Raw genomic sequence first — 26,396 nt, forward strand, 5'->3', positions numbered from 1 at the left:
ACGTGAGCGAGCCCCGATGCGCAAGATCCTGATCGCTTTCCTCCTTCCCAAGGTCGTGTCCTACCTGCGCCGCCGCTACGGCGGCCCGCACGCCAACCGCAACCGGGCCTTCTGAGACGGCCCGGTCGCGGCCACCGCCTGTGACCCCCGGGCGCAGGCGGTGGCCGCGGCGACGGCCCTAGATCCTGCGGGTCCCAAGCCGAGGAGCCGCACCCGATGACCCAGGACCCGCGCGAGGCCGGCCCCCGGCCGCCCTTCCCCGGCGACCAGCAGCAGACCCGCCCGGGCCTCACCACGAAGATGACGCCGCGCCCCGACCACGGCGAGGAGAGCTACGTCGGCAAAGGCCTGCTCACGGGTCAGGCGGCGCTGATCACCGGCGGCGATTCCGGCATCGGCCGGGCGGTGGCCATCGCCTACGCCCGCGAGGGCGCCGACGTGGCGATCTCCTATCTCGAAGCCGAGCAGGAGGATGCCGAGGACACGAAGGCCTGGGTCGAGAAGGCCGGCCGCCGCTGCCTGCTGCTCCCCGGCGACATCCGCGACGAGGCCCGGTGCCGGGATCTCGTGGCGCGCACCGTCGCGGCCTTCGGGCGCCTCGACATCCTCGTGAACAACGCCGCCGCCCAGGTGGTGAACGAGGGCCTCGACGATCTGGCGGCGTCCGACATCGAGGGCTCGTTCCGCGCCAACGTCTTCGCCATGTACTACCTCGCCCAGGCGGCGGTGCCGCACATGAAGCCGGGCGGCGCGATCGTGAACAGCACCAGCGTGCAGGCCAAGGTCGCCGACCCCAGCATGCTGATCTACGCCGCCACCAAGGGCGCGATCGCGAGCCTGACCATCGGCCTGTCGAACCTTCTGGCACCGAAGGGGATCCGGGTGAACTGCGTCGCCCCCGGGCCGGTCTGGACGCCGATCCAGCCGATCGTGAAGAGCCCGGAGCAGATGGAGCAGCTCGGTGCGCAGACGCCGCTCGGCCGCGCCGGCCAGCCCGCGGAACTCGCGCCGGCCTACGTGCTGCTCGCCTCCCGCGAGGGCAGCTACATGTCCGGGGCACTGGTGCCGGTCACCGGCGGCATGCCGATGCTCTGATCCCGCACCCGTCGCCGCTCTTTGCGGCGGCACCACGCCGTCGTCCCGAGCGCAGCGACGTGCCCCGGACCCGCGGGACATCCGCCGGGCGTGGCGCTCCCGGGCCGCTTCGCTGACGCCGGTCATCGCCGCACGGATGTTCGGGCAGACCCTCGACGGCGCGCGCGCGATCCATCAGACGTTGCGGGCGGATCGGTTCACAACGGCGGGACGGCCCGGAAGGCCGCCCGGGTCCGGCGCGCGGTGATGGCACCGCCGCGGACCCGAACGCTGACCCGCGCCATCCGGGCGCCGCCGATCCCGACGGAGACGACCATGAGCGACGCCCAGGCCCGGACCGCGCTGGTGACGGGGGCCGCCCGCGGCATCGGCCTCGCCACCGCGACCCGCTTCCTCACCGACGGCTGGAACGTCGCCCTTCTCGACATCGACGGCCCGGGCGCGGCGGCGGCGGCCGAGCGGCTCGGCCGTCCGGAAGCCACGCTCGCGGTGACGGCCGACGTCTCCGACCCCGAGGCGGTGGCGGCGGCGATCCAGCAGGTCGCCGACCGGTTCGGCCGCCTCGACGCCCTGGTCAACAATGCCGGCATCGCGATCTTCAAGCCGCTGACGGAGACCACCTTCGCCGACTGGTCGCGGGTGCTCGCCGTCAACCTGTCCGGCCCGTTCCTGTGCACGCAGGCGGCCGTCCCGCTCCTGTCCGAGCGCGGCGGCGCCATCGTGAACATCACCTCGATCTCGGGCCTGCGCGCCTCGACGCTCCGCACCGCCTACGGCACCAGCAAGGCGGGCCTCGCGCAGCTCACCAAGCAGCAGGCCGCCGAGCTGGCGCAGTACGGGATCCGCGTGAACGCCGTCGCCCCCGGTCCGGTGGACACCGCGATGGCCAAGGCGGTGCACAGCCCCGAGATCCGGGCGGATTACCACGATGCCGTCCCGCTCGGCCGTTACGGGCTGGAGACGGAGCTCGCGGAGGCGATCGTGTTCCTCTGCTCGGAGCGCGCCTCCTACATCACCGGTCAGCAACTCGCCGTCGACGGCGGCTTCGAGTCGACGGGAATCGGCCTGAAGACGCTGCGCGGCGCGCGCAACATCTGAACGCGTCGGCCCGATCCGCCGGGTTCGGACAGGGTTCGTTAACCCTGCCGCCGTAGCCCGGAGGCTTGGTCAACAGGCGCGGGCACCATGCCGAGACTCGGCTCCATGATCGTCGACGGTCTAGCGTTCGTCCTCGTGGCGATCGCCCTCGCGGCGGTCGTCGCCGGCTACGAGCGGAACCTGCCGGATCCGTCCGCGTCACCCGCGCTGGTCGCCGCGGGCGCCCCCGTCTGGACCGACCCCGAGACGACGGGCTCGATCGCGCCGGCCGCGGGCCCGGTCGCCCGCTGGGCGGACGCGCGACCCCCGTTCGCGGCGCCGGAATCGGATCGCGCCGCCGGCGGAACCTGGGTGAGCCCGCCCCGCCGCTGAGGCGCCGCGGGGCGGCTCACCGGGGCTCCCGCCGCGATCACAACTGATCGTTAACTATGGTTGCCGAACCTTCCACCGCACAGCGAAGCGGAGAGGCACCCATGGCGCGCGACGGCAACCGACCCCACCCGAGCGCCCTGGCGCGGTATCCGGTTCCGATCGAGCTGATCTCGGCCCTGTTCCGCGCCGACGACGCGGAGCGCGACCGGCTGCTCGCGCCGATGCCGGCCTACGGCCGCGCCCGGATTGCCGCCTACTGCGCCGAGCACGCGCGGCTCGAGGCGCTCGGCCTGAAGGTCGCGCGCTCCTGCGACGAGGCCACGCTGGTCAGGGCTGCGGGCGAAACGGTCGGCGCCGACCTCTTCGCGCGCTCGCGGGCGCCCGAACCGGCGCCGATCCAGCTCCAGGCCGCCTGACCGACCCGCCGCGCGGAGGCCCGGCCGAGAGTGTCGGCTTGATGAATGCCCAAGCCTGTCCGGGTTCACAGCGGCCGGCGCATCCTCCTGTCATCGGCCCGGCGCGTCCGGGCCGCAGGTTCAGGAGATCGTGTCATGATGCGCGCCAAGGTGATCGGCCTCGTCGCGGTGGCCGCCGCGGCCCTCGCGACCACCACGACGGCCAACGCGGCGCCGTTCGGCTACGGGCCGCCCGATGCCGGATCGGTGATCGAGCGCGTGGCCGGAGGCTGCGGTCCGGGCTTCCATCCCAAACCCTGGGGCCATTGCCGGCCGAACGATCGCGGCTGGGGCTGGGGCGGACCGCGGCAGCCCTACGGCGGCCGGCCCGGCTACGGCGGCTACGACCGCGGCTACGGCGGCTACGGCGGCTACGAGGGCCCGCGCCGGTCCTACGGCGGCTGGTGATCCGCGTCGGCGACCCGAGTTGGGGTCGCCGCGTCCAGAGCTCGGCCTGCCGCGCGCGATCCGGATCCGCGGCCGGCCGGTGCCGGGTCAGTGCTCGGCCATCGCGTTGTCCCCTGGAACGGACAAACCCATATTCACGACGGCATAGAGCCGTATTAATCTCTTTCGGGACGCAACATAGTGTCCCGGAGATTCTTCGTCATGAGTCGCTATGTATTTGCATCCCTGATGATCGCCGGCCTGGTGGCCGGCGCCGCGCCGGCCGCCGCGCTCTCCGCGAAGGATTGCTCGGTCAAGTATCAGGCCGCCAAGCAGGCCGGCACGCTCAACGGCCAGAAGTGGAACGACTTCCGCAAGGCCGAGTGCGGTGCGGCGGCCGACAACGCCCCGACGACCGCGCCGAACCCTGTCTCGCCGACCGCGACGACAGCTCCGGCCGCGCCGCCGGCCGCCCCGCGCGCCGGGACGACGTCCGCCGCCGCGGCGTCGGCCACGTTCCCCCGCGCCGTCGATCCGAAATACGCCAAGGAATCGGCCGGCAAGGCCCGGATGCACACCTGCCTCGACAGCTACAACGCCGCGAAGGCTGCCGGCACGCTGGGCGGCATGAAGTGGATCGAGAAGGGCGGCGGCTACTACTCGGCCTGCAACCGGCAGCTCAAGGGCTGAGCGGCGGCGCTCCGGGGCGCCGAAGGCGCGCGGCCCGAGACGTACGCAGGCGGATCTGGATCCCGGGCACCGCCGCGCGGTCCCGGGATGCTGCCTTGAAACGGCTGCGCTGACGCAGCCCAGATGTCCGGGTCACCCGGGTCGGGCAGGCCGACTCGGGTGACGGTACAGGGCCTCCGGATCGCAGGCGGTCCTAGAAGGGGATGTCGTCGTCGAGGTCGTAGCCGCCGCGGCTGCCACCGCCACCGCCGCCACCCGAGGAGGCTGGGGCCGGACGCCGCTCGCCGCCCTGGGCCCGACCGCCGCCGAAATCGCCGCCGCGATCACCACCCCGGCCACCGCCGAAGTCGCCGCCGCGGCTGATCTGGCCGCCGCCCTCGTCCTCGCCGGCGAAGTCGCCGCCCCCGCCGCCGCGCCCGTCGAGGATCGTCATCTCGCCGCGGAAGCGCTGGAGCACCACCTCGGTCGTGTACTTCTCGACGCCGGAATTGTCGGTCCACTTCCGGGTCTGGAGCTGGCCCTCGATGTAGACCTTCGAGCCTTTGCGCAGGTACTGCTCGGCCACCCGGGCGAGGTTGTCGTTGTAGATCACGACCGAGTGCCACTCGGTCTTCTCCTTGCGCTCGCCGGTCGCCTTGTCCTTCCACGACTCCGACGTCGCGAGCCGCAGGTTGCAGACCGGGTCGCCCGAACCGAGGCGGCGCATCTCGGGATCGCGCCCGAGATTGCCCACCAGAATCACCTTGTTGACGCTGCCCGCCATCGCTCTCTCCTAGTCGTACGGATCTCACAGGGCATCTGCCCGGCGGCGCGCGAACCATGCGCCCGGGCCTCCGGAGCGGCAACCGGCGGGGCGGGCTTGTGCCCGCTTTCCGCAGCGCCGACGGATCGATTTGTTCTATATCTGTTCCGTTTCGGCAGCAAGCCGCTCTCAGGCGACGCGGACGACGAGCTTGCCGAAATTCCGACCTTTCAACAGGCCGATGAACGCCTCGGGGGCGTTCTCCAGCCCCTCGACCACGTCCTCGCGGTAGCGGACGCGCCCGTCCTGGATCCAGCCGGCGACCTCCTTGCGGAACGTGTCCGCCTGCTCGGCGAAGTCCCAGACGATGAAGCCCTGGATGTGCAGCCGGTTGGTCAGGACCGCGCGCATCAGGCCGGGCAGGCGGTCCGGGCCGGGGGGCACCTCGGTGGCGTTGTAGGCGGAGACGAGGCCGCAGACCGGGATCCGCGCGAACGGGTTGAGCAGCGGCAGCACGGCGGCGAAGACCGCGCCGCCGACATTCTCGAAGTACACGTCGATGCCCTTCGGGCAGGCGGCCGCCAGCGCGCCCGGCAGGTCGGACCCGCGATGGTCGATCGCGGCGTCGAAGCCGAGCTCCTCGGTGAGGTAGCGGCACTTCTCGGGGCCGCCCGCGATCCCGACGGCGCGGGCGCCGTGGATCTTGGCGATCTGGCCGACCAGGGAGCCCACGGGGCCGGCGGCGGCGGCCACCACGACGGTCTCGCCGAATTTCGGCCGGCCGATGTTGAGGAGGCCGGTATAGGCGGTCATGCCCGGCATCCCGAGCACGCCCAGCGCCGTGGAGGGCGGGGCGGCATCGGGGTCGACCTTGCGCGAGCCCTTGGCGTCGGTGACGACGTACTCCTGCCAGCCCGCGAAGGCTGTCAGCAGGTCGCCCACGGCGTGATCGGGGTGGTTGGAGGCGACCACCTCGCCCACCGTCTCGGCGGTGATCGGCGCGCCGATCTCGACGGGCGCCGCGTAGGATTTCGCGTCGCTCATCCGGCCGCGCATGTAGGGGTCCAGCGACAGCCAGCGGGTGCGCAAGAGGACCTGGCCGGGTCCGGGCTGCGGCACCGGCACCTCCTCCAGGCGGAAATTCTCGGGCCGCGGCTCGCCGTGCGGGCGCGAGGCCAGGACGATGCGGCGGTTCATGGCGGTGGTCATTCCGGACTCCGGGACACGGGCTTCCGCCCCGATCTGGGGCGCCGGGCCCGCGAGGCAAACGCGCCGCCGCGATCGCGCGGCCGAGTCGCGCGTTGTCCCGACTCGAGAGCGCGGAGCGGTTGCATGCGGGAGACGGCACTGGGACTCGGGCTGGCAGCTATGGCGGCGGGGGCCGCCCTGGCCGGTCCCCTCGATGGCTATCGCGACCGGGCGCGGGTGCTGGTGCTGTCGGCGCCCGAGGCCGGGGACGCGCAGCTCCGGGCGTAGCGGGCGGCGCTGGCCTCGGTCCGCACCGGCGTCGCCGAGCGCGACCTCGTGGTGCTCGAAGCGGTCGGCGCGGGGGCCGAGGCGCGGGCCCTGCGCGAGCGCCTCGGCCTGCCCGCGGACAGCTTCCGCGCGGTCCTGGTCGGCAAGGACGGCGGTGCCAAGATCACCGAAGCGGCGCCGATCGCGCCGCAGAGGCTGTTCGCCACCATCGACGCGATGCCGATGCGCCGCAGCGAGATGCGCGAGCGCCGCTAGGGCCCGATCCCCTGTGAACGGCGGGGCCGCGGACACCATCGGTTAAGCCTACCGGCCTATCACCGAAACGTGTCGACGGCCGCGCACCGGCCGTCCGTTGAGGCCCGCCAGGACGTTCGGACGAGACGCTCGAATCGATGACCCGACAACAAGTCGCCACCGCCATCCGCCGCCTCGTCGACCTGCAGGTCGAGGATATCGAGCGCGCGGTCCGCGACGGCCACAAGACCATCGCGCTGAACGAGCTGGCGGATCTGAACCGCCAGCTCAAGGCCTTCGCGGCCGCCCTCAGAAAGGCGCCGGCCCGCATCTGAGCCGGATTCCCGCGCTACCAGCGCGGCCCGCCCCAGCGACGGGGCGGGATGTCCTCCGGCGGCGGGGGAGGCGGCGGCGGCCCGCGGTCGACGACCGGCTCGTCGCAGACCCGCACCCGTCGCAGCACCGGCTCCCCGTCCGGACCGAAGCGCCGCCGCACGAATTCCCGGCACGCCTCCGGGGACGCTTCTGGGGGCGCCGCTGTGAAGCGGGGGCCGCGGACTTCGGGTTCGGGTCGCGGTCCCGGAGGGGGCGGGGGCGGCGGTGGCCGGCGCTCCGGCTCGTCGTCCTGGGCGGGCCCGCCGTCGCCGTGCGGCGGGTAGGGGCCGTCGAAATCGGCGGCCAGGGCCGGGCCGGCGGCGAGGAGCAGGGCGCAGAAGCCGGTTCGTAAGAGGAGACGACGAGCGGGCACGGTGGCCTCGGCGTGAGCGGGCGCGCGGGGATCGCGGCCATCATCGCCGGAGGATGCGACCGGGTGCCTGAACCGCCTCCGAGCCGCGGTGTCGGCCGCCGTTCAGCCGGCTACTTCTGCATCGCGTTCACTTCGCACTGGGCGTAGTCCGCGCTCGCCTTCACGTAGGCATTGAGCTTCTGCAGGTAGGCCTCGGCGATCGGCCGGAAGGCCTGCGCCTGCAGGTTATAGGCCTTGATCGCGTCGTTGTAGCTGTAGGCCTCCCAGCCCGGGCAGCCCTCCTTGGCGTCGAGGCAGGCGGGCTTCGGCGGCAGCTCCGGCTTGGCCGGGCGCGCGGAGGCCGGCGGCGGCGCGGGCGGCGTGCAGGCCGCGGCTGCCGGCGCGGCGGCGGCCGGCGGCGGCGCGGCGGGCGCCGCCTTGGCGGCCGGCTTCGCGGCCTGGGTCGCGGGGGGCGTCGCGAAGGCGAGGGTCGGCGCGAGCAAGCCCGCGATCAGGAGAGGCGTGCCGCGCATGGCGTCTCGAAAGCTCCGCTGGGCCCGGGGCCGCCGGCGGCGGAGGACCGGGAGCGGGTTCTGCGGCATCAGGCCGACGGCGACAAGGGCTCCCGGACGGGCTCCCGGACGGGTTCCCGGATAGGCTCCCGGCGGGCCGCCTGGGCCGGTCGCCTGCCCGGTGCCGGGGCCTTCGGGCCGCGCACGAGCGCCACGAGCGGGAGCGACAGGCCGACGGACAGCACCCACCAGGCCGGCCGGATCGGCCCGGAGAAGTCCAGGTTGGCGGCGAGGACGAGGTTGGCCGGCACACCGCTGGCGAGGCCGTACCACGCGGCCTCCAGCCCGGCGGTCGCGAGCCCGGCGACGATCGCCAGGAGGAGGAGCGACCAGGGCCGCTCCGGCCACTGGAAGCGCCGCATCACCCGCCAGCCCATCAGCAGCAGGAACAGGCCCGCCGAGAAGACCGGGTCGGTGACGTCGATCTTCGACTGCAGGAAGTAGTGGACCAGGGCCGCCACGGCGATTGTGTAGGTGAGGCGGTGCAGGCGGTTCCAGTTCGGGCCGAGGTTGCGGATCGCCGCGTCCGTGGAGGTCAACCCTAAGGCGATCAGGCCGATCAGGGCCACGAAGCCGATCGTCAGGTAGAGCCGGAGCGCGATCTCGGAGATCACCTTGGTGAGGATCAGGTTCTGGTCGACGGCGTAGAGGGTCAGATGGGCCACCGCGTAGGCCATCACGGTGACGCCGAGCATGCGCCGCACGACGAGGACCTTCGGCCAGTCCGCGAGGCGGCGCAGCGGCGAGATCGCCAGCGAGAAGAGCAGGAAGCGCACCGCCCACTCGCCGGTGGCGTGGATCAGCGCGGTGATCGGCTTCGCCCCGAGGGCGTCGAGCCGGTAGGCGGCCGCGAGGTAGAGCGCGGGCGCCACGCAGCACGCGAACACCGCGAGCTTCAGCCAGGAGAGGCGGCCGGCCCGGTCGAGCCAGGGGAGGGGGATGCCGAGGGCGGCGGCCGAGCGATCGATCATGGGTCCGAACGGAAGCTTCGCGGTGGACGACGGCGCCGCGCCGATGGCCCGGGCCACCGGCGGGAACGGCTGCCCGGGCCATCGGTGCCGTCACGGGTCGGTTCGCCGCGGGCGTTCGCGGGTTACAGGGCGGCGTTGACCTGTGTTGTGGTTGACCGCGCCGTTCCTGCGGCGAGATAGCGGGACGACGGACGTTGGAGGGATCCCATGCAGTATCGCACGCTCGGCCGATCGGGCCTCAAGGTCTCGCCGATCTGCCTCGGCACGATGATGTTCGGCGGCCCCACCGACGAGGCCACGGCCGGCCGCGTCGTCGCCAGCGCCCGGGAGGCCGGGATCAACTTCATCGACACGGCCAACGTCTACACGGAGGGCCGCTCGGAGGAGATCACCGGCCGGGCGATCAGGGCCGAGCGCGACGCCTGGGTCCTGGCCACCAAGGTCGCCAACCCGACCGGGCCGGGCGTCAACGACCGCGGCCTCTCGCGGGTCCACGTGATGAAGGCGGCCGAGGACAGCCTGCGCCGCCTCGGCACGGATTTCATCGACATCTACTACCTCCACAAGGAGGACCACGACACGCCGCTGGCCGAGACGGTCCGGGCGATCGCCGACCTCGTGCGGGCGGGCAAGATCCGCCATTTCGGCGTCTCGAATCACCGCTCCTGGCGGGTCGCCGAGATCTGCCGGCTCTGCGACGAGGCCGGGATCGACCGGCCGGTGGTGAGCCAGCCCTACTACAACGCCTTCAACCGGATGCCGGAGACCGAGCACCTGCCCGCCTGCGCGCATTTCGGGCTCGGCGTGGTGCCGTACTCGCCGCTCGCGCGCGGCGTGCTCACCGGCAAGTACGACCCCGACGCGCCGCCGCCGGCCGAGTCGCGCGCCGGCCGCCAGGACGCCCGGATGATGCAGACCGAGTGGCGCCCGGAATCCCTGCGTATCGCCCGGACCCTGAGGGAGCACGCCGAGGCCCGCGGCATCACGGCCGGCCAGTTCGCCACCGCGTGGGTGCTGAACAACCGCCTCGTCACCGGCGTCATCGCCGGGCCGCGGACAGAGGCGCAGTGGCAGGAATATCTCGGCGCCCTGGACTACGCCTTCACCCCGGAGGACGAGGCGCTGGTCGACGGGTTCGTGGCCGCGGGGCATCCGACGACGCCGGGCTACAACGATCCGGCCTATCCGCTGGAGGGGCGGGTGCCGCGCAGCGGCTGAGACGCGGCCGATCTTCGACCGATCCCCTCATCCTGAGGTGGCCGCGAAGCGCGACATCGAAGGATGAGGCGGAGCTGGGGACGGGCAGGGTTGCGCGGCGCGGCGGATCCACCTTGCGCTCCGGGCCGAGGGCCGCTATCTAGCTCTCAACAGTTCTGATGGCAGTCGAGAGGCTGCGGTTCGGGAGTGGGCCCCACCGGGTCCGCTCTTTTTTTTCGCCGCACACCCTCTCGCCGCACGAGGCCCCACGCCGCGGGCGGCCAGGCAGAACGCCGCGAAGGTTGCGCGCTGAACACCCATGTCGTCCGAGATTGAAGCGGATCTGTCCGAGAAGCGCCTCGTCCGCGAGGCCGGAGTCGCCGCGCGCGTCGCGCAGGCGATCGAGGGGCCGCTCGCGGGCCTCGGCTTCCGGCTGGTCCGGGTGCGGATGTCCAACGTCAACGGCTGCACCGTGCAGATCATGGCGGAGCGGCCGGACGGCACCTTCACGATCGACGATTGCGAGGCGGTGAGCCGCGCGATCTCGCCGATCCTCGACGTCGACGACCCGGTGGGCGGCGCCTACAACCTCGAAGTATCCTCGCCGGGGATCGACCGGCCGCTGGTGCGGGTCTCGGACTTCGCCCGCTGGGCCGGCTACGAGGCCAAGGTCGAGCTGAGCCCGCCGCTGGACGGGCGCAAGCGCTTCCGCGGCATCCTCGGCGCGCCGGACCCGACGGGCGCGACCGTCCCGATCGACCTGCCCGACGTGAAGGAAGGGCTGCCGAGCCGCATCGACCTGCCGCTCAAGGACCTCGCCGAGGCCCATCTCGTCCTCACCGACGAGCTGATCCGCGAGTCGCTGCGCCGCGGCGGGCCGCCCGCCACGGACGAGGCCGACGAGGCCGAGGACGAGGAGGACGCCGCGGAGAGCGCGCCGCCGGCGCGCGCGCCGTTCCAGCCGAAGGGCCCCCGCAAGGCCAGCCCCGCGGCCAAGCCCCAGAAACAGGCCCGGACCGGCCCGAAGAAGCCGGTCGTGACCAAGGCGTCCCGGCTCAAGGACCGCGACTCCCTGCACTGAGACCCCCCGCGCCGGCCGCCCGGCGGCCGGCCCGAAGATTTGACGGAAGAGAAGGACCGACACCGATGGCCGTCGTCAGCGCCAACAGGCTCGAACTCCTCCAGATCGCCGACGCGGTCGCCCGCGAGAAGGTGATCGACCGCTCCATCGTGATCGACGCGATGGAGGAGGCGATCGCCAAGGCCGCCCGCTCGCGCTACGGCGCCGAGACCGACGTTCACGCCGAGATCGACCCGAAGACCGGGGCGCTGCGCCTCTCGCGCCACCTCCTGGTCGTCGATCAGGTGGAGAACGACGCCCGCGAGATCACCCTCGACCAGGCCCGCCGCTACAACCCGGGCGCGCTGGTCGGCGACGTCATCTCCGACACCCTGCCGCCCTTCGATTTCGGCCGCGTGGCCGCGCAGTCGGCCAAGCAGGTCATCGTCCAGAAGGTGCGCGACGCCGAGCGCGCCCGCCAGTTCGACGAGTACAAGGACCGCATCGGCGAGATCCTCAACGGCATCGTGAAGCGGGTCGAGTACGGCAACGTCATCGTCGATCTCGGCCGCGGCGAGGGCATCGTGCGCCGGGACGAGATGATCCCGCGCGAGACCTTCCGGCCGGGCGACCGCATCCGCTCCTACCTGTTCGACGTGCGCTCGGAAGTGCGCGGCCCGCAGATCTTCCTGTCGCGCTCGCACCCGCAGTTCATGGCCAAGCTGTTCGGCCAGGAAGTGCCGGAGATCTACGACGGCATCGTCGAGGTGAAGGCGGTGGCCCGCGATCCGGGCTCGCGCGCCAAGATCGCGGTGATCTCGCGCGACGGCAGCATCGATCCCGTGGGCGCCTGCGTGGGTATGCGGGGATCTCGCGTGCAGGCCGTCGTCGGCGAGCTGCAGGGTGAGAAGATCGACATCATCCCGTGGTCCGAGGACGAGGCGACCTTCATCGTCAACGCCCTCCAGCCCGCCGAGGTGGTGAAGGTGGTGCTCGACGAGGAGGCCGACCGCATCGAGGTGGTGGTGCCGGACGACCAGCTGTCGCTGGCGATCGGCCGCCGCGGCCAGAACGTGCGCCTCGCCTCGCAGCTCACCGGCTGGGACATCGACATCCTGACCGAGGCCGAGGAATCGGAGCGCCGCCAGAAGGAGTTCGCCGAGCGGACCCAGGTGTTCATGGAGGCGCTCGACGTCGACGAGACCGTCGGCCAGCTGCTCGCCGCGGAAGGCTTCCGCAACGTCGAGGAGATCGCCTACGTCGACATCCAGGAGCTCTCCGGTATCCAGGGTCTCGACGAGGAGACCGGCACGGAGATCCAGGCCCGCGCCCAGGACCACCTCGCCCGGATCGAGCAGGCGCACGACGCCCGCCGCACCGAGCTCGGCGTCGCCGACGAGCTGCGCGAGATCGAGGGCATCACCACGCCCATGATGGTCGCCCTCGGCGAGAACGACGTGAAGACCGTCGAGGATCTGGCGGGCTGCGCCACCGACGACCTCGTCGGCTACACGGAGGGCCGCGGTCCCGAGGCCGTGCGCCACGCCGGCTACCTCGACGGGTTCGACCTGTCCCGCGCCGAGGCCGAGGCCTTGATCATGGCCGCCCGCCTGAAGGCCGGCTGGATCGAGGCCCTGCCGGAGCCGGAGGCCGAGGAGGGTGCCGAGGCGGCCGAGGGCGACGAGGCCGCCCCCGCGCAGGCCGAGGCCTGAGGCGGGCGCCGGCGGCGGAGGCGCGATGGTCGCGGTCGACACGACCCTGCCCGAGGACGGGCTGGATGCCGGGGGGCTCGATGCCGGCCCCGGCCGCCGCTCGCCCGAGCGGACCTGCATCGTCACGCGCGTCGTCCAGGCGCCGGACGCGATGATCCGGTTCGTGCGCGGGCCGGACGGCAGCGTCGTGCCCGACCTGCGCGCCAAGCTTCCGGGCCGAGGCGCCTGGATCAGCGCCCGGCGCGAGGCGGTCGCGACCGCGGTGCGGAAGAACCTGTTCTCGCGGGCGTTCAAGGGGCCGACCCCGGCCGCCCCCGACCTGCCGGACCGGATCGCCGCCGGGCTGCGGGACGACCTGCGACAGGCCATCGCCATGGCCAACAAGGCGGGCTGCGTGGTCGCGGGCTTCTCGAAGGTCGAGGCCGCGATCGGCGGGCAGCCGGGCGCCATTGCGGTGATTCATGCCGCCGAGGCGAGCCCGGACGGCCGGCGCAAGATCGCGTCGGCCTTGCACAGGCGCCACGGCGGGGCCATGTCAAGGATCCCGATCATCGATGACCTGTCCGAGGACGAATTGGACATGGCCTTAGGTCGGGATCATGTGATACACGCTGCGCTCGTCGCAGGAGCCGGAGCCGCCGGCTGCCTGTCGCGTTGGCGTCGGCTACGCTCCTTCGAGGGCGCCGCCGCGGCGACCGGGGAGCCCGATCCAGCCCGAATCGGCGGGATCGACGAAGCCTCACGTTGACGACGCAGGACTATTTTGACCGGCGCCACCGGGTGTCGGTTCACGGGACGATGGAAACCCTCAGGGTTCAGGCTGAATGAGCGATACGAACAACCCGGGCGACAAGACTCTGAACCGGACTTCCCCGAAGCCGCTCGGCCTCAAGCGGCCGATCGAGGCGGGCACCGTGCGTCAGAGCTTCTCCCATGGCCGCTCCAAGCAGGTCGTGGTCGAGACGGTGAAGCGCCGCGTCATCGGTGCGGCGCCGGCCGCCCCTGCCCGTGAACCCGCGCCGGCCCCACGCCCGGCGGCCCCCGCGCCGACGGCGCCGGCCCCGCGTCCGGCGCAGCGCGCCGCTTCGGGGGTCGTCCTGCGCACCCTGAGCGAGCAGGAGAGTGCGGCCCGCGCCGCCGCCCTCGCCGACGCGCAGCGCCGCGAGGCCGAGGCCCGCCGCAAGGTGGAGGCCGAGGCCGAGGCGCGCCGTCGCGAGGCCGAGGAGCAGGCCCGCCGCGAGCGCGAGGCCGCCGAGGCCCGCCGTCGCGAGGACGAGGAGCGCAAGGCCGCGGCTGCGGCCGCCGCTGCCGCGGCGGCTGACGCTGCCAAGGCCGCCGAAGCTCAGGCCGCCGCTCCCGCACCCGCGGCCGACGCCCCCGCCGCGACACCGGCCCGTCCGGCCGAGGCGCCGGCCCAGTCGACCCAGCCGGCCGCTGCCCGTCCCGCCGCCGCGGCGCCCGCGCGCCCCGCGGCAGCGCCGGCCCGTCAGACCGAGGCGGCCCGTCCGGCCGCCGCGCGCCCGACGGCCTCCGCGGCGGCTCCGGCCGCTCCGCGCCCGCCGCTGACGCCGCGCCCCTCCACGGGCGAGCCGCGCAAGACCATCACGGCCGACTCGCGCAAGCCGCGCGACCTCAACTTCATGGCCCGTCCGGCTCCGGCGCCCGAGCCCGAGAAGAGCGCGACGCCGGCGACCGCCGCGCGTCCCGCCGGCGCGGGGGCCGCGGCGCGCACCGCCGGTCGCGGTGCCCAGACCAACGAGGACGAGTCCGAGACCAAGCGGGTGATCCGCCGTCCCGGCATGCCGCTCAAGATCATCGCGCCGCCGAAGACCCCGAAATCCCCGGGCGGCGACCGCAACCGCGGCCGCCTGACCATCGCCAACGCGACCTCGGGCGAGGACGAGCGCACGCGCTCGGTCGCCTCGTTCCGCCGCCGCCAGCAGCGCATGAGCGGCCGCGGCCACGTGGAGCAGAAGGAGAAGCTGTCCCGCGAGGTGACGATCCCCGAGACGATCACCATCCAGGAACTCGCCAACCGCATGTCGGAGCGGGCCGTGGACGTGATCCGTCTGCTGATGAAGCAGGGCCAGATCCACAAGATCACCGACGTGATCGACTCGGACACCGCCCAGCTCATCGCCGAGGAACTCGGCCACACGGTGCGCCGCGTCGCCGAGTCCGACGTCGAGGAGGGCCTCTCCTCCGACGAGCCGGATCTGGAGGAGGATCTCGATCCCCGTCCGCCGGTGGTCACCATCATGGGCCACGTCGACCACGGCAAGACGTCGCTGCTCGACGCGATCCGCAAGGAGAACGTGGTCGAGGGCGAGGCCGGCGGCATCACCCAGCACATCGGCGCCTATCAGGTCGCGTCGCCCTCCGGCGACATGATCACCTTCATCGACACCCCGGGCCACGCGGCGTTCACGTCGATGCGCGCCCGCGGCGCCAAGGTCACCGATATCGTGGTGATCGTGGTGGCGGCCGATGACGGCGTCATGCCCCAGACCATCGAGGCCATCCAGCACGCCAAGGCGGCCGGTGTCCCGATGATCATCGCGGTCAACAAGATCGACAAGCCGGATGCCAAGCCGGAGCGGGTCCGCACGGAGCTGCTGCAGCACGATATCCAGGTCGAGTCGATGGGCGGTGAGACCCTCGAGTTCGAGGTCTCGGCCAAGACCGGCGCCGGCCTGCCGCAGCTCCTGGAGGGCATCCAGATCCAGGCCGAGATCATGAACCTGCGCGCGAACGAGAAGCGCGACGGCGAGGGCACGGTCATCGAGGCCCAGCTCGACCGCGGCCGCGGCCCCGTGGCCACGGTCCTGGTCCAGCGCGGCACCCTGTTCACCGGCGACATCGTCGTCGCGGGCGCCGAATGGGGCCGCGTGCGTGCCCTGATCGACGATCTCGGCGAGAACGTGCAGTACGCCGGGCCGTCGGTGCCGGTGGAGGTGCTGGGCTTCAACGGCACGCCGGATGCCGGCGACCGCGTGATCGTGGTGCCGAACGAGGCCCGCGCCCGCGAGGTCACCGAGTACCGCGCCCGCCAGAAGCGGGAGCGCCAGAACGCGCGGACCGGCGGTGCCAACCGCTCGCTGGTCGACATGATGCGCGACCTCAAGGAAGGCGCCGGCCGCAAGGAGCTGCCGGTCGTCATCAAGGGCGACGTGCAGGGCTCGGTCGAGGCGATCTCGGGCGCCCTGGAGAAGCTCGGCAACGACGAGGTCGCGGCCCGCATCCTCCTGGCCGGCGTCGGCGGCATCACCGAGTCGGACATCACCCTGGCGCAGGCGTCGAAGGCCGTCGTGATCGGCTTCAACGTGCGCGCCCACAAGGAGGCCCGCGAGGCCGCCGAGCGGGCGGGCATCGAGATCCGCTACTACAACATCATCTACGACCTCGTGGACGACATCAAAGCCACGCTGTCGGGGATGCTGCCGCCGACGCTCCGCGAGGAGCGCCTGGGCGAGGCGACGATCCAGGAGGTCTTCGAGGTCTCCAAGGTCGGCAAGGTCGCGGGTTGCCGCGTCACCGACGGCATCGTGGAGCGCGGCGCGCATGTCCGCCTCATCCGCGACAGCGTCGTGATCCACGAGGGCAAGCTCAAGACGCTCAAGCGCTTCAAGGACGACGCGAAGGAAGTCACCTCCGGTCAGGAGTGCGGCATGGCCTTCGAGAACTTCGAGAACATGCGCGCGGGCGACGTGATCGAGTGCTACCGGGTCGAGGAGATCCGCCGCACCCTCTGACGCTCCGGACTCATCCGGACAGGGCGGCCGCGGCACCTGCCGCGGCCGTCTTTTCTTTTTTCAGGACGTGCGCCGTCCGCTCCGGCGGGCCGGCCCGAGACAGAATGGCCCAGAAACCGACCTCCACCGGCCCCTCGCAGCGCCAGCAGCGCGTGGCCGAACTCGTGCGCCACGCGCTGGCCGAGGTGCTCCAGCGCGGCGATATCCAGGATCCGGTGCTCGGCACGCATGTCGTGACCGTGCCGGAGGTGCGGATGTCGCCGGACCTGAAGCTCGCCACGGCCTACGTGATGCCGCTCGGCGGCCTCGACGAGGCGCCGGTGATCGCCGCCCTGGAGCGCCACCGGAAGGTGCTGCGCCAGGAGGTGGCCCGGCGGGTGAACCTGAAATTCGCGCCGGAACTGCGGTTCCGGCGGGACGAGACCTTCGACGAGGCCGCGCGCATCGACCGGCTGCTGCGGGACGAGCGGGTCCAGCGGGACCTCGAGTCCGGGCCCGAGGACGACGAACCGGAGACCGGGACGGGGCATTGAGTCCCGATACCAAGCAGAAAGGGACGGGGCATCGACCCCGGGGGACACGCGGACATGACGGTTTCCATGGAAGATTTTCCGCCGGCCGAGCGCCAGGCTCCCCCGCCGAGCGCTGAGCGCCGCGGGCCGGAGGGGCGCCGTCCGCAGCGCGGGCCGCGTCCGGACCGGCCGAAGCGCCGGGACGTCTCGGGCTGGGTGATCCTCGACAAGCATGTCGGCATGACCTCGACCCACGCGGTCGCGGTGGTGAAGCGCGCCTTCAACGCCAAGAAGGCCGGCCACGCCGGCACCCTCGACCCGCTGGCCTCCGGCATCCTGCCGATCGCCCTCGGCGAGGCGACCAAGACCGTCCCGTTCGTGATGGACGGCCGCAAGGCTTACCGGTTCACCGTCCAGTGGGGCATCGAGACCGACACCGACGATGCCGAGGGGCGTCCCGTCGCGACGAGCGACGCCCGCCCGGACCGGGCGGCGGTCGAGGCGGCGCTGCCGGCCTTCGTGGGCGCGATCGAGCAGGTGCCGCCGCGCTACTCGGCCATCAAGATCCAGGGCGAGCGCGCCTACGACCTCGCCCGCGAGGGCGAGACCGTGGAACTGGTCGCCCGGCCGGTGCAGATCGACCGACTCGCCATCGTCGAGCACGACGGCGAGCGCACCGTCATCGAGGCCGAGTGCGGCAAGGGCACCTACGTGCGGGCCCTGGCCCGCGATCTCGGCCGGATGCTCGGCTGCTACGGCCACGTGGCCGCCCTGCGCCGGACCCGCGTCGGCCCCTTCTCGGAAGCCGAGGCCTGCCCGGTCTCGGCCCTGACCGACGGCAGCCCCGAGGCGGCCCTCGCCTACCTGCGACCGGTGGAGACGGCCCTCGATGCCATCCCGGAGGTCGCGGTGTCGCGCGATCTGGGCCTGCGCCTGATGCGGGGGCAATCGGTCATCCTGCGGGGCCGCGACGCCCCGGTGGAGGGCAAGGCCTTCGCGACCTGCGCCGGGATCCTGGTCGCCGTGGGCGACGTGGAGCGCGGCCAGCTGGTCCCGCACCGGGTGTTCCACCTCGGCGGCACGGCCCCTGGCCGCAGCGCCTGACACGCCGGCTCCGCGCAGCCGGAGCGCGCGGGGCCCCGGCCGGTCCAGGCCGGGCTGAGACGAGAGCGCGCAGGCGGAACGAACCTGAGCCGTGACGCTTTGGCCCCGGCGGACGGTCCGGAATGCTGATGCGTGAACTCGACTACGACGTGGCGGTGATCGGTGCCGGGACCGCCGGAATCGCGGCCCATCGCGCCGCGACGGCGGCGGGGGCGCGGTCGGTCCTGATCGAGCGCGGCCCCGGCGGCACGACCTGCGCGCGGGTCGGCTGCATGCCCTCGAAACTCCTGATTGCCGCGGGCACCGCCGCCCACGCGGCCCGCACCGCCGACCTGTTCGGCATCCGGGTTCCGGACGTCGCGGTGGACGGGCCCGCCGTGCTGCGGCGCCTCCGCGAAGAGCGCGACCGGTTCGTCGGCAGCGTCCTCGAAGGTCTCGACGATCTCCCCGAAGACGAGCGCCTCGGCGGCACGGCGCGGTTCGAGAGCGACCGCACCCTGCTGATCGACGACGCGATCCGGATCCGCTTCCGGGCCGCGGTCATCGCCACGGGCTCGAGCCCGATCGTCCCGGAGCCCCTGCGGGGCCTCGGCGCGGACGTCCTCACCACCGACACGCTCTTCGAGATCCCCGATCTCCCGGCCTCGCTGGCCGTTCTCGGGGCCGGTGCCGTTGGGATCGAGATCGCCCAGGCCATGGCCCGGCTCGGCGTCGCCGTCACGGTCATCGACGCGGGCGACACCGTCGCCGGCCTGACCGAGCCCGACCTCGCCCGGCAGGCCGCCGCGATCTTCGCTTCGGAGATGGATCTTCACCTCGGCGCCGAGGTTCGGGACGCCGTTGCGGACAGCGACGGCGTGCGTCTCGGCTGGGTCGACCGCCACGGTCGCGACCAGGTCACGCGGGCGGCGCGGGTGCTGGCCGCCACCGGCCGTTCTCCGAACCTGGAGCCCCTCGGGCTGGAGGCGACCGGCCTTCGAATCGGCGAGACGGGCGTGCCGGACTTCGACCGGCGCAGCCTCGTCTGCGCCGGGGCACCGATCCTGATCGCCGGCGACGTCGACGGCTGGCGACCGGTGCTGCACGAGGCGAGCCGCCAGGGCACGATCGCGGGCGCCAACGCGGCCGCCCTCGCGGCGGACCGCCCGGTCGCGACGCCGGAGCCGTGGACGAGCCTCGCGATGGTCTTCACCCATCCCCAGGCGGCGGTGATCGGCGCACCCTACGACCCGGAGGACGATCGACGGATCGTCGGCACCCTGGATTTCTCCGACCAGGGGCGCGCCCGCGTGGAGGGACTGAACCGCGGCGGCATGCGGATCTGGGCCGATCGGTCCGGGCGACTGCTCGGGGGCGAGATGCTCGGGCCGGCCGTGGAACACCTCGCGCACCTGCTCACGTACGCCGTCGCCGACAAGCAGACGGCCCAGGCCGTGCATGATCGCCCGGTGTACCATCCTACGGTTGAAGAAGGGCTTATCAATATTATGTCTAAGATCATACAGAGAAGCTGAGGCGTTGATCTTGCTGACATCGCTAGCATTGCGCTCGGCCATTTCGGTCGCCATACCGGTCTGAATGAGCCGGTTTCGCTCCTGATGCCGCCCAGCCAGGCCCCCGATACGGACGTCGATCTCGACGTCATCGCGCCGGACGCGCTCGACCGCCTCGACCAGGGCGTGATCGGGCTCGATGCGGCCGGCACCGTCGTGGCCTTCAGCGAGGGCGCGAGCGCGATCTCCGGGCTGTCGCGCGAGGCCGTCCTCGGGCGCGACTATTTCCGCGACGTGATGCCGGGCACCAACGTGCCGAGCTTCCGCGGCCGGTTCCTGGCGGGCGCGCGCCGCGGCGCCCTGGACGAGACCTTCGACTACGTCTTCGGCCGGCTACCGCAGCCGCTCCGGGCCCGGATCCACATGCGTCACGGCCAGATCGGCGGCACGCGCCCGGTGACGTGGCTGACCATCGATCCCGTCGAGAGCCTCGGCGCCGACCTGTCGCGCGAGGCCGTGATGGCGGCGATCGGCCGGCGGGTGCGCGCCGAGCCGGTGGATGCCAGCCTCTGCGAGCGCGAGCCGATCCACATCCCGGGCTCGATCCAGCCCAACGCCGTGATGCTCGCGGCCGATGCCGGAACCCTCCTGGTCGCGGCCTACTCGGCCAATGTCGGCGAGATCATCGACCCGATCGAGCCGCCGCTGGCGGGCCGGCCCCTGGCGGACGTGCTTCCGGCCGAGGTCGTCGCGGCGATCCGCGCGCGGCTCGCGAGCGGGACCCTCGAGGACGGCGCCTCCATCCGCCGGACCCTGACCTTCCCGGATCGCGGCGCCTATCACGCCGTCGTCCACGCCCATGCCGGCCGCGTCATCGTCGAGATGGAGCTGGAGCCGGATTCGGCCGACGATTTCGCCACGGCAAGTCAGGTCGATACCGAGCTGGCCGTCGGTCGCCTGCGCGAGGCCGCGACCCTGGCCGAGGCCGCCCGGATCGCGGCTCTCGAGATCCGGGCCCTGACCGGCTTCGAGGCGGTGCTGGTCTACCGCTTCGACCCGGACTGGAACGGCGAGGCCGTGGCCGAGGACAAGGTGCCGGGCTGGTCGCGCAGCCTGCTGGGCCTGCGCTTCCCCGCCTCCGACATTCCCGCCCAGGCCCGGGCCCTCTACACCAAGGCCAAGAGCCGCTTCGTCATCGACCGTGACAGCGTCCCGGTCGGGCTGGTCTCGGCCCCTGGCGCCGGCAACGGCCCGATCGACCTGACCTTCGCCCAGCATCGCACGCTCTCGCCGATCCACCTGGAGTACCAGCGCAACCTCGGCGTGAACGGGTCCATGTCGATCTCGATCATGGTCGAGGGACGGCTCTGGGGCCTGATGATCGGCCACCACCGCCGCCCGCACTACGTCACGCCGGAGACGCGCGCGGCCGCCACGGTGCTCACCGACGCCTTCGCCATGCGGGTGCAGGAGATCGAGTCGCGCCGCCTCTGGGCCGAGCGGCAGGCGCATCTCGACGTCGAGGGGCGCCTCGTGCGCGGCCTGACGCGATCCGACGACTTCGTGGCCGCCCTGACGGCCGGGACGACGACGCTGCTCGACCTGTTCAGCGCCACCGGCGCCGGCATCGTCTCGGGCGAGCGGGTCACGCTGATCGGCCGGACGCCGCCGGCCGAGACGGTGGCGGCGATCGCCAGCTGGCTGCGGGCGCGCGTGCCGGAGGGCGAGGTCGTCTACAGCAGCGACAGCTTCGGCGCCGATTTTCCGGAGGCCGGGCCGCATCGCGAGATCGCCAGCGGCCTGCTCGCGGCCTTCGTGGACGATTCGCGCGAGAACTTGCTGGTTTGGTTCCGGCCCGAGGTGCCCAGCACGGTCACGTGGGGTGGCGACCCGCGCAAGCCCGTGCTCGCCGGAAGCGGTCCCGTGGCGGTGCTGCCCCGCCGCTCGTTCGAGCGCTGGGTCGAGGAGCGCACCGGCTTCGCCGCGCCGTTCGCGGAATGGCAGGTCCAGCTCGCCGGCTCCCTGGCCGAGGCGGTCGAGGGCGTGGTGCTGCGCCAGCGGCGCAAGATCGACGAGCTCACCGGCCTGCTCGCCGAGAAGGAGCGTCTGCTCGAGCAGAAGGACCTGCTCACGCGGGAGATCGACCACCGGGTCAAGAACTCCCTGCAGATCGTCTCGGCCTTCCTGCAGATGCAGCGGCGCCAGATCGCCGACGGCGAGGCCCGGCAGGCCTTCGCCGACACCTCCGCGCGGGTGATGAGCGTCGCGCGGGTGCACGACAGCCTGTACCAGGCGGATCGGTTCGACGAGGTCGATCTCGGCCAGACCATCGAGAGCCTGTGCAACGACCTCGCGGGGCTGGCCGGCGACGGGCACGCGGTCGACCTGTCGGCGGAGCCCGGCCTGATGGTGCCCTACCGCAAGGCCGTGGCGCTCTCGCTGATCGCCACGGAACTCGTCACCAACGCCTTCAAATACGCGGCCAACCCGGCGGGCATCGGCCGCGTCGAGGTCAGAGTCTCGGCCTCCGGCCCCGGCGAGATCCAGCTGCGCGTCTGCGACGACGGGGCCGGCCTGCCCGACGACTGGGCGGACGCCAAGGCGCGGAGCAAGGGCTCCGGCCTGGGCATGAAGCTGATCCGGGCGATGCTCGACCAGATCAACGCCAAGCTCACCGTCGCCAACACTCCCGGCGCCTGCTTCACGATCACCGCGTGAGATCCCGCGAAGGCCTGCACGCGCGGCTGCGCGCCGCGACCGATCCGGCCCACCGGGCGCTGGAGGCGTCCCTCGACTGGCAGGCGCGGGTGGCGACGCTCGGCGGCTACCGGGAGCTGCTGGGACGCCTCTACGGCTTCCACGCGGTCTGGGAATCGGCCATCGGGTCCGGGCTCGCCGACGAGCCGTTCCTGGCGCCGCGCCGCCGACTCGCGCTCCTCGCGGCCGACCTCGTCCATCTCGGCCTCCAGCCCGGCGCGGTCGCGGCGCTCCCGAGACCGGCCGCTCCGGTTCTCCGCGGGCCGGCCGCCGCCATGGGCGCGCTCTACGTGCTGGAGGGATCGACCCTCGGCGGGCAGCTGATCGGCCGCCACATCGCCGGCCTGCACGGCTTCTCCGACGCGGGGCTCGCCTATTACCGGGCGCACGGGCCCGCCGCGGGGGCGATGTGGGCCGCCTTCCGCACGCGCCTGGACGCGTTCGGCGACGACCCGGCCGCGGAGGCCGCGCTCACCGGCGCGGCCGTGTCGACCTTCGCGGCGATGCGCGCGTGGCTCTGCCCGGTCCCGGAGCTGCCGGCCGCCGCCTGAGCCGCTCAGGCGGCGCCGAGGGCGTCGCGCTCCGCCGCCAGATGGAGCATCAGCCGCTCGACGAGCCGCCCCGGTGGCCGGCCCGCCGGCCGGAGCAGCAGCGTCTCGATGGGGATCTCGGGCCGGAACGGCCGCAGCACGATGGGCAGCCCGCCGAGCGCCCGTGCCGGGACCGGATCGACGATGGCGGCGCCGAGTCCCTCGGCGACGAGGCCGCAGCGGGCCGCCGTGTACTCGGCCATCAGGGCGAAGCGCGGCGTCGCGCCGGCGCTCGCGAAGGCCGCCTCGGTGGCCGCCTGCACGGGGCTCGACCCGGCCGCGATCAGCGGCACCCCGGCGAGATCCGCCGCCGTGACGACGCGCCGGCGGGCCAGGGCGTGCCCGCGGGGCAGCGCGCACACGGCCGCGACCCGCAGGAACGGCTCGGCGCTCACCCCGGCATGGCCGGAGCGCGGCCGGGCCAGGCCGAGGTCACACTGGCCCGAGGCGGTCCACGACCAGATCGTGTCTGGGCTGGGGACGTGGACCGAGATCCGCAGATCCGGGCATTCCGCGTCGAGGCGGCGAATGGCGCGCGGCAGCAATCCGGCGGCCAGGGAGGGCTGGCAGGCGACGCGCAATCCGCCGGTGCCGCGCTCGCGGATCCGGCGCGCGGCCTGCTGCAGGTGATCGAGGCCCGCGTAGGTCTGCGCGACCTCCTGGGCGAAGGCCTCGCCCTCCGGGGTCGGGAACGCGTTGCCGTGCCCGCGCACGAACAGCGCGAAGCCGAGGGCCGCCTCCAGCTGCGCGATGGCGCGGCTGATATGGGGCTGCCCGATGCCCAGGACCTCGGCGGCCCGCGTCATGCCGCCGTGGCGCATCACGGCGCGGAAGAGGTCGAGATGTGCGGGGTTCATCATGCCGAAACTGCATGGACGCGGGTCAGCGCGGCATTTGACGGCATCGACCGGGACGGTTGTCAATGCCGCCCGCCGTCCCGACCCCGAGGCCCGTCCCGCAATGCTCGCCTTCGCGCTCTCCGCCCTGCTCGCCGTGCTGGCGGGCGCCGGCCTCGTCCTGCAGCAGATCCTGAACGCGAATCTCCGCGCGGGCCTCGACTCGGCGTCCTGGGCCGGCGTCTCCAGCTACGCCGTCGGGCTCGCCTGCATGGCGCTCCTCGCCGCCGTCCTGCGCGACCCGGTACCGACGGCCGGCGTGGCGGAGCGCATCCCGTGGTGGACCTGGAGCGGAGGCCTGTTCGGCGCGGTGTTCATTGGCCTCGCGATCCTGCTGGTCCCGAAGCTCGGCGCCGCGACCTTCTTCGCGCTCCTCGTCACGGGCCAGATGGTCGCCTCGGTGCTGTTCGACCACGCCGGCCTGCTCGGCCTCGCCCAGCGGCCCGTCGACCTGCCGCGCCTCCTGGGGATCGCGCTCCTGATCGGCGGCGTCGTGCTGATCCGCCGCTAGAGCCGTGCGCGATCGCGCTGCAATCGGGCACGGCTCCAAGCCTTTGTTTTGACACGCTCTCTTGCGCCGGACCGGTATCCACTTCGGCGGAGAGCGCTCCAGGGCCGGATCACGGCGTCTCGGCCAGCAGGCCCTCGACGAAGGGAGCGAGCCCGGTGCGGCGCGCCCGCCGGAGGCGCTCGGCCGCCAGGATCCCCTGGAGGGCCCGGAAGGCGTTCTGCAGGTCGTCGTTGACGATGACGTAGTCGTACTCGACCCAGCGCTGGATCTCGGTCCGGGCGTTGGCGAGACGCTTCTCGATCGTCTCGGCGGAATCCTCCGCCCGGCGCTCCAGGCGCTGGCGCAGCTCGGCCATGCTGGGCGGCAGGATGAAGACCGTCACCACGTCCTGGGCGAGCTTGGAGCGCACCTGCCGCGTGCCCTGGTAGTCGATGTCGAAGATCATGTCCCGGCCGGAGCCCAGCACCTTCTCCACCGGCCGACGGGGCGTGCCGTAGAAGTTGCCGTGCACCTCGGCCCATTCGAGCAGATCGTCGCGCTCGCGCAGGTCGTCGAACGCCTCGCGATCGATGAAATGGTAGTGCCGCCCGTCGATCTCCGAGGGGCGCCGCCCCCGCGTGGTCACCGAGATCGACAGGTCGAGCGCCCAGCTCGGATCCTGCGCGATCGCCCGCGTCAGGGTGGTCTTCCCCGCGCCCGAAGGCGAGGAGAGGATCAGGATCAACCCGCGCCGCGCGATCGAGTCGGAGACGCTCCCGGCCGGCTCGGTCATGCGCGTGGCTCCCCGACGTTTCGCATCCGTATCCTCACGTCCCGATCCGGCATCGTGCCCAGCATCGTGCCCGGCATCATTCGATGTTCTGCACCTGCTCGCGGAACTGCTCGACCACGGCCTTCAGGTCGAGTCCGATCCGCGACAGGCTGATATCGTTGGCCTTGGCGCACAGGGTGTTGGCCTCGCGGCCGAATTCCTGGGCCAGGAAGTCCAGCCGCCGGCCGATCGCGCCACCGGCCGCCAGCAGGTCCCGGGCGCTCGCCACGTGGGCGCGGAGCCGGTCCAGCTCCTCGCGGACATCCGCCTTGCCGGCGAGCAGCATCGCCTCCTGGTGCAGGCGGTCCGGGTCGAGGCCGCTGCCGCCGAGGGCCGCGACGGCCGCCTCCAACCGTGCCCGCACGGCCTCGGGCTGGCGGGCCGGGTTCTCCTCGACCGCCTGGGTCAGCGCGGCGATCCGGTCGACCTGAGCGGTGACGACCTGCTCGAGCTGGCGCCCCTCGGCGCGGCGCGCCTCGACGAGATCCGCGACCAGCTGGACCACGCCCGCGGCCAGGTCCCGGGCGAGGGTGTCGGTGTCGGCCGCCTCGTCCTCGACCTCGATCACGCCGCGCACGCCGAGCAGCCCGTCCATCGTGGCGGGGGCCACGCCCTCGGGGACCGGCACCCGGGCCACCGCCTGGGCGAGGCTCGCCAGGAGGGTCTCGTTGATCCGCACCCGCGCGGTCGTCTCCGGCTTGGTGAGGGTCAGCGTCAACTGGCACTGCCCGCGGGTGAGTGTCTTCTGGAGCGCGGTGCGCGCGGTCTCGCCGAGCCCGTCATAGCCGGCCGGCACGCGGGTGCGCACGTCGAGGCCGCGCCCGTTGACGCTGCGGACCTCCCAGGCCCAGTGCACCGGTCCGGCACTGCCCGCCGTCCGGGCGAAACCGGTCATGCTCGCGATCTGGGCCACGCCGACCCCCGTCCCCGTGAAGATCGGGGCCTGTAGCACGGATCACTCCGGTGGGAAGAGGCCGGTCGCCGCCGTCGCCGCGTCGCGAGGCGCGCCGGGCGCGCGTCGGACGCGCCGCGCGCCCGGCCATCTCGGGCGGCGCCGTGCAGTCGGGCGGCACCCGGCACGCTGTTGAGACCGGTAGGGCCGCCCGCCCGCGACGCGGGCCCCGTCCGCCGTCGCCCGCGCGGTCGCGGTGGTCACGTTTTCACTTTCGTGTCGCGCGGCCG

General features: G+C 73.0%; 26 protein-coding genes and 1 pseudogene. 19 read left to right on the forward strand and 8 right to left on the reverse strand.

Annotated features, from left to right (window positions below):
- The first annotated feature begins 216 nt into the window (after positions 1-216).
- The 6 genes from BM419_RS08035 to BM419_RS08060 all read left to right on the forward strand — a co-directional run bounded on the left by BM419_RS08035 (position 217) and on the right by BM419_RS08060 (position 4,097).
- Positions 217-1,095 (forward strand): SDR family oxidoreductase, encoded by an 879-nt coding sequence (locus BM419_RS08035; protein ID WP_091926081.1) that lies wholly within the window; start codon positions 217-219, stop codon positions 1,093-1,095.
- A 315-nt stretch (positions 1,096-1,410) separates the two neighbouring features.
- Positions 1,411-2,193, forward strand: a complete 783-nt coding sequence (locus BM419_RS08040) for an SDR family NAD(P)-dependent oxidoreductase (RefSeq protein WP_091926083.1) — start codon at positions 1,411-1,413, stop codon at positions 2,191-2,193.
- An 87-nt stretch (positions 2,194-2,280) separates the two neighbouring features.
- Positions 2,281-2,565: a hypothetical protein gene (locus BM419_RS08045; RefSeq protein ID WP_244539825.1), complete on the forward strand. Its 285-nt coding sequence runs from the start codon at positions 2,281-2,283 to the stop codon at positions 2,563-2,565.
- A 101-nt stretch (positions 2,566-2,666) separates the two neighbouring features.
- Positions 2,667-2,981, forward strand: coding sequence for a hypothetical protein (locus BM419_RS08050; protein WP_056525743.1), 315 nt, complete (start codon positions 2,667-2,669; stop codon positions 2,979-2,981).
- A gap of 135 nt (positions 2,982-3,116) precedes the next feature.
- Positions 3,117-3,428 (forward strand): GCG_CRPN prefix-to-repeats domain-containing protein, encoded by a 312-nt coding sequence (locus tag BM419_RS08055; RefSeq protein ID WP_091926085.1) that lies wholly within the window; start codon positions 3,117-3,119, stop codon positions 3,426-3,428.
- Positions 3,429-3,629: 201 nt separating this feature from the next.
- Positions 3,630-4,097: a hypothetical protein gene (locus BM419_RS08060; protein WP_091679723.1), complete on the forward strand. Its 468-nt coding sequence runs from the start codon at positions 3,630-3,632 to the stop codon at positions 4,095-4,097.
- A 193-nt stretch (positions 4,098-4,290) separates the two neighbouring features.
- On the opposite strand, the gene ssb is transcribed toward BM419_RS08060, so the two are convergent.
- The gene (gene ssb, locus BM419_RS08065) at positions 4,291-4,860 is read right to left on the reverse strand and encodes a single-stranded DNA-binding protein (protein ID WP_020092725.1); all 570 of its coding nucleotides are present in this window, start codon (positions 4,858-4,860) and stop codon (positions 4,291-4,293) included.
- Between the two features lie 168 nt (positions 4,861-5,028).
- Positions 5,029-6,048, reverse strand: a complete 1,020-nt coding sequence (locus tag BM419_RS08070) for an NADP-dependent oxidoreductase (protein ID WP_056525752.1) — start codon at positions 6,046-6,048, stop codon at positions 5,029-5,031.
- 123 nt (positions 6,049-6,171) lie between these two features.
- Here BM419_RS08070 and BM419_RS08075 point away from each other — a divergent pair.
- Positions 6,172-6,570, forward strand: a pseudogene (locus tag BM419_RS08075) (DUF4174 domain-containing protein).
- 137 nt (positions 6,571-6,707) lie between these two features.
- A complete protein-coding gene (locus BM419_RS32330; protein ID WP_012320668.1) occupies positions 6,708-6,884 on the forward strand; it encodes a hypothetical protein in 177 nt (58 codons plus the stop codon).
- 14 nt (positions 6,885-6,898) lie between these two features.
- Here BM419_RS32330 and BM419_RS31895 read toward each other — a convergent pair whose 3' ends face one another.
- The 3 genes from BM419_RS31895 to BM419_RS08085 form a co-directional block, all read right to left on the reverse strand.
- On the reverse strand, positions 6,899-7,297 hold the full coding sequence (locus tag BM419_RS31895; RefSeq protein ID WP_139257057.1) for a hypothetical protein: 399 nt from the start codon (positions 7,295-7,297) through the stop codon (positions 6,899-6,901).
- A 110-nt stretch (positions 7,298-7,407) separates the two neighbouring features.
- Positions 7,408-7,809: a hypothetical protein gene (locus tag BM419_RS08080; RefSeq protein WP_056525759.1), complete on the reverse strand. Its 402-nt coding sequence runs from the start codon at positions 7,807-7,809 to the stop codon at positions 7,408-7,410.
- Between the two features lie 68 nt (positions 7,810-7,877).
- Complete coding sequence (locus BM419_RS08085) at positions 7,878-8,819, reverse strand: protein-methionine-sulfoxide reductase heme-binding subunit MsrQ (RefSeq protein ID WP_091926265.1); 942 nt, start codon at positions 8,817-8,819, stop codon at positions 7,878-7,880.
- A 207-nt stretch (positions 8,820-9,026) separates the two neighbouring features.
- Between BM419_RS08085 and BM419_RS08090 the strand changes: the two genes are divergently transcribed.
- From BM419_RS08090 to BM419_RS08135, 10 genes are all read left to right on the forward strand, one after another.
- Complete coding sequence (locus BM419_RS08090) at positions 9,027-10,037, forward strand: aldo/keto reductase (RefSeq protein WP_020092720.1); 1,011 nt, start codon at positions 9,027-9,029, stop codon at positions 10,035-10,037.
- A gap of 298 nt (positions 10,038-10,335) precedes the next feature.
- Positions 10,336-11,097: a ribosome maturation factor RimP gene (gene rimP / locus BM419_RS08095; protein WP_091679719.1), complete on the forward strand. Its 762-nt coding sequence runs from the start codon at positions 10,336-10,338 to the stop codon at positions 11,095-11,097.
- Positions 11,098-11,162: 65 nt separating this feature from the next.
- A complete protein-coding gene (gene nusA, locus BM419_RS08100; protein ID WP_091679718.1) occupies positions 11,163-12,788 on the forward strand; it encodes a transcription termination factor NusA in 1,626 nt (541 codons plus the stop codon).
- A 25-nt stretch (positions 12,789-12,813) separates the two neighbouring features.
- Positions 12,814-13,536 (forward strand): RNA-binding protein, encoded by a 723-nt coding sequence (locus tag BM419_RS08105; protein ID WP_020092717.1) that lies wholly within the window; start codon positions 12,814-12,816, stop codon positions 13,534-13,536.
- Between the two features lie 76 nt (positions 13,537-13,612).
- On the forward strand, positions 13,613-16,540 hold the full coding sequence (gene infB / locus BM419_RS08110; protein ID WP_091926087.1) for a translation initiation factor IF-2: 2,928 nt from the start codon (positions 13,613-13,615) through the stop codon (positions 16,538-16,540).
- Between the two features lie 104 nt (positions 16,541-16,644).
- Positions 16,645-17,073, forward strand: coding sequence for a 30S ribosome-binding factor RbfA (gene rbfA, locus BM419_RS08115; RefSeq protein ID WP_020092715.1), 429 nt, complete (start codon positions 16,645-16,647; stop codon positions 17,071-17,073).
- A gap of 66 nt (positions 17,074-17,139) precedes the next feature.
- A complete protein-coding gene (gene truB / locus BM419_RS08120; protein WP_244540723.1) occupies positions 17,140-18,156 on the forward strand; it encodes a tRNA pseudouridine(55) synthase TruB in 1,017 nt (338 codons plus the stop codon).
- A gap of 128 nt (positions 18,157-18,284) precedes the next feature.
- On the forward strand, positions 18,285-19,670 hold the full coding sequence (locus tag BM419_RS08125; protein WP_091926266.1) for a dihydrolipoyl dehydrogenase: 1,386 nt from the start codon (positions 18,285-18,287) through the stop codon (positions 19,668-19,670).
- Positions 19,671-19,754: 84 nt separating this feature from the next.
- The gene (locus BM419_RS08130) at positions 19,755-22,367 is read left to right on the forward strand and encodes a histidine kinase dimerization/phosphoacceptor domain -containing protein (protein WP_091926090.1); all 2,613 of its coding nucleotides are present in this window, start codon (positions 19,755-19,757) and stop codon (positions 22,365-22,367) included.
- On the forward strand, positions 22,364-22,957 hold the full coding sequence (locus tag BM419_RS08135) for a biliverdin-producing heme oxygenase (protein ID WP_091926091.1): 594 nt from the start codon (positions 22,364-22,366) through the stop codon (positions 22,955-22,957). Before BM419_RS08130 ends, BM419_RS08135 begins: the two co-directional genes overlap by 4 nt.
- A 5-nt stretch (positions 22,958-22,962) precedes the next feature.
- Here BM419_RS08135 and BM419_RS08140 read toward each other — a convergent pair whose 3' ends face one another.
- Complete coding sequence (locus tag BM419_RS08140; RefSeq protein ID WP_091679706.1) at positions 22,963-23,856, reverse strand: LysR family transcriptional regulator; 894 nt, start codon at positions 23,854-23,856, stop codon at positions 22,963-22,965.
- A 100-nt stretch (positions 23,857-23,956) separates the two neighbouring features.
- Between BM419_RS08140 and BM419_RS08145 the strand changes: the two genes are divergently transcribed.
- A complete protein-coding gene (locus BM419_RS08145) occupies positions 23,957-24,403 on the forward strand; it encodes a DMT family transporter (RefSeq protein ID WP_091926093.1) in 447 nt (148 codons plus the stop codon).
- Positions 24,404-24,512: 109 nt separating this feature from the next.
- On the opposite strand, the gene gmk is transcribed toward BM419_RS08145, so the two are convergent.
- A complete protein-coding gene (gene gmk, locus BM419_RS08150) occupies positions 24,513-25,175 on the reverse strand; it encodes a guanylate kinase (RefSeq protein WP_056525786.1) in 663 nt (220 codons plus the stop codon).
- A 76-nt stretch (positions 25,176-25,251) separates the two neighbouring features.
- Positions 25,252-26,109: a YicC/YloC family endoribonuclease gene (locus BM419_RS08155; protein WP_091926267.1), complete on the reverse strand. Its 858-nt coding sequence runs from the start codon at positions 26,107-26,109 to the stop codon at positions 25,252-25,254.
- Between the last annotated feature and the right edge of the window lie 287 nt (positions 26,110-26,396).

Origin of the sequence: Methylobacterium sp. yr668, from assembly GCF_900116245.1 — a bacterium.
GTDB lineage: Bacteria > Pseudomonadota > Alphaproteobacteria > Rhizobiales > Beijerinckiaceae > Methylobacterium.

Bases quoted from the DNA above. Each gene is read 5' to 3' on its own strand.
- rbfA (WP_020092715.1), top strand. From the start codon at position 16,645: ATGGCCCAGAAACCGACCTCCACCGGCCCCTCGCAGCGCCAGCAGCGC.
- BM419_RS08080 (WP_056525759.1), bottom strand. From the start codon at position 7,809: ATGCGCGGCACGCCTCTCCTGATCGCGGGCTTGCTCGCGCCGACCCTC.
- truB (WP_244540723.1), top strand. From the start codon at position 17,140: ATGGAAGATTTTCCGCCGGCCGAGCGCCAGGCTCCCCCGCCGAGCGCT.
- BM419_RS08050 (WP_056525743.1), top strand. From the start codon at position 2,667: ATGGCGCGCGACGGCAACCGACCCCACCCGAGCGCCCTGGCGCGGTAT.
- BM419_RS08105 (WP_020092717.1), top strand. From the start codon at position 12,814: ATGGTCGCGGTCGACACGACCCTGCCCGAGGACGGGCTGGATGCCGGG.
- BM419_RS08130 (WP_091926090.1), top strand. From the start codon at position 19,755: ATGCCGCCCAGCCAGGCCCCCGATACGGACGTCGATCTCGACGTCATC.
- BM419_RS08040 (WP_091926083.1), top strand. From the start codon at position 1,411: ATGAGCGACGCCCAGGCCCGGACCGCGCTGGTGACGGGGGCCGCCCGC.
- nusA (WP_091679718.1), top strand. From the start codon at position 11,163: ATGGCCGTCGTCAGCGCCAACAGGCTCGAACTCCTCCAGATCGCCGAC.
- BM419_RS08155 (WP_091926267.1), bottom strand. From the start codon at position 26,109: ATGACCGGTTTCGCCCGGACGGCGGGCAGTGCCGGACCGGTGCACTGG.
- BM419_RS08070 (WP_056525752.1), bottom strand. From the start codon at position 6,048: ATGACCACCGCCATGAACCGCCGCATCGTCCTGGCCTCGCGCCCGCAC.
- BM419_RS08055 (WP_091926085.1), top strand. From the start codon at position 3,117: ATGATGCGCGCCAAGGTGATCGGCCTCGTCGCGGTGGCCGCCGCGGCC.
- BM419_RS08085 (WP_091926265.1), bottom strand. From the start codon at position 8,819: ATGATCGATCGCTCGGCCGCCGCCCTCGGCATCCCCCTCCCCTGGCTC.
- rimP (WP_091679719.1), top strand. From the start codon at position 10,336: ATGTCGTCCGAGATTGAAGCGGATCTGTCCGAGAAGCGCCTCGTCCGC.
- BM419_RS08125 (WP_091926266.1), top strand. From the start codon at position 18,285: ATGCGTGAACTCGACTACGACGTGGCGGTGATCGGTGCCGGGACCGCC.
- BM419_RS08140 (WP_091679706.1), bottom strand. From the start codon at position 23,856: ATGATGAACCCCGCACATCTCGACCTCTTCCGCGCCGTGATGCGCCAC.
- BM419_RS08035 (WP_091926081.1), top strand. From the start codon at position 217: ATGACCCAGGACCCGCGCGAGGCCGGCCCCCGGCCGCCCTTCCCCGGC.
- BM419_RS08060 (WP_091679723.1), top strand. From the start codon at position 3,630: ATGAGTCGCTATGTATTTGCATCCCTGATGATCGCCGGCCTGGTGGCC.
- infB (WP_091926087.1), top strand. From the start codon at position 13,613: ATGAGCGATACGAACAACCCGGGCGACAAGACTCTGAACCGGACTTCC.
- BM419_RS08045 (WP_244539825.1), top strand. From the start codon at position 2,281: ATGCCGAGACTCGGCTCCATGATCGTCGACGGTCTAGCGTTCGTCCTC.
- gmk (WP_056525786.1), bottom strand. From the start codon at position 25,175: ATGACCGAGCCGGCCGGGAGCGTCTCCGACTCGATCGCGCGGCGCGGG.
- ssb (WP_020092725.1), bottom strand. From the start codon at position 4,860: ATGGCGGGCAGCGTCAACAAGGTGATTCTGGTGGGCAATCTCGGGCGC.
- BM419_RS08145 (WP_091926093.1), top strand. From the start codon at position 23,957: ATGCTCGCCTTCGCGCTCTCCGCCCTGCTCGCCGTGCTGGCGGGCGCC.
- BM419_RS32330 (WP_012320668.1), top strand. From the start codon at position 6,708: ATGACCCGACAACAAGTCGCCACCGCCATCCGCCGCCTCGTCGACCTG.
- BM419_RS08090 (WP_020092720.1), top strand. From the start codon at position 9,027: ATGCAGTATCGCACGCTCGGCCGATCGGGCCTCAAGGTCTCGCCGATC.